The 1,197-nt window shown below is 58.4% G+C and carries 1 protein-coding gene and 1 pseudogene; both read right to left on the minus strand.

Going from position 1 to position 1,197, the window contains the following annotated elements; genetic code table 11:
* A pseudogene (locus tag CQ12_RS13565) lies at positions 1 to 227 on the minus strand (GGDEF domain-containing protein); the annotation flags it as partial.
* A gap of 756 nt (positions 228 to 983) precedes the next feature.
* Positions 984 to 1,197 (minus strand): hypothetical protein (locus CQ12_RS45670; protein ID WP_210180591.1); only part of this gene is annotated, 214 nt, incomplete at its 5' end.

The raw sequence follows: 1,197 nt of genomic DNA on the forward strand, positions 1-1,197 counted from the left end.
CGCCACGTCACATAGGTGACGAACAGCCCTTCGAGGGTGGCGACGGCAATCGCGAATTCGTGGAACAGGTGATTTTCGAATTTTAGCGTGGGATTCTGCTGGAAATGCAGGTAAGCGATGAACTGGGCGGGCATCAGGGCGAAGGCGATGAGGAGAAGGCGCATATACGCCTGTGTGATCAGCCGGAGCGCGTTGGTCGGTTCGTGTACAGCAAGATTGGTGCTCATATGCATACACCGTCTCCCATGATGACCTGCGGTCGTTTCATGGACTCTTGAGCGTCTGCGCGGGATACTCTGGCCCAGAGCACCTTCGGTCCCTGCTGTACCACTCAGATGAAGGAGCCACAGTGCGTCGCGTCGGAAGGCCATTCAACAAGCAGGCGCGCGCAATAACCGCTGCTGACCGGTGCTTTCCGTCCATCTGCTGCACCCGTCGAACAGTCGGCGGCGCCGATAGGATCGGCCTTGTCGTCCAGAAGCGGCCCAGGTCCCGCGGCTGGGATCAGCAGGCTGTGGGCTACATTTTATGTGTTCGAGCCCATCACGTTCAGCCTACCCGCTCCGCTGACGGTCAGCGTGTCGTGTGTGTGTGTTCAGCAGATGGTCCCAGCTGCTGCTGCGAGTTGTTACGGTCTGCGGGGCGTTCGAAAACGCACCATTGGAAGACGAGAGAATCACGAGCCCGTTGAGGAAAGGATTCTGCGTATTACCGTACTCATCCGTCTGCCTGCAGCCCGCCGGTAGCGCCGCCGCGACAATGGTCCGTCACTGGTTCGGCTCCGAACCAACACGCGTGATGTGCAACACGCGTAAGCGTCAGCACACTTTGATTGGCGAGTTTCTCGTAGACCATCTGAGGCCTCCTTCGTGTGGAATATCCCTGCCTTGCACAACCGAAGCCGTTAGCATACCTAACCCTGTTGAGTTAGCCGCCTACCAAACCTTGTAGGTTTCTAACGCAAAGGTCGGCCGGCAAGCGCTTCAATTGCGATGCTGGCACGCAACTTGCTGCGCTATGACGACATCACCGAATTCCGTTCCAACCACCACCCCCGGTGATGTAGGGCGGGCTCGCCTCAGGCGGTCCGCTCGCTCAAAGATGCATGCTGGTGTGTTGCGTAATGAAACCACATGTTCGAGCTGCTGCGGCAGCAACCGCATTTGCGCACGGCCTTCGCCGCGATGTTGTGAGCGT

Source organism: Bradyrhizobium jicamae, from assembly GCF_001440395.1.
In the GTDB taxonomy this organism is placed as follows: domain Bacteria; phylum Pseudomonadota; class Alphaproteobacteria; order Rhizobiales; family Xanthobacteraceae; genus Bradyrhizobium; species Bradyrhizobium jicamae.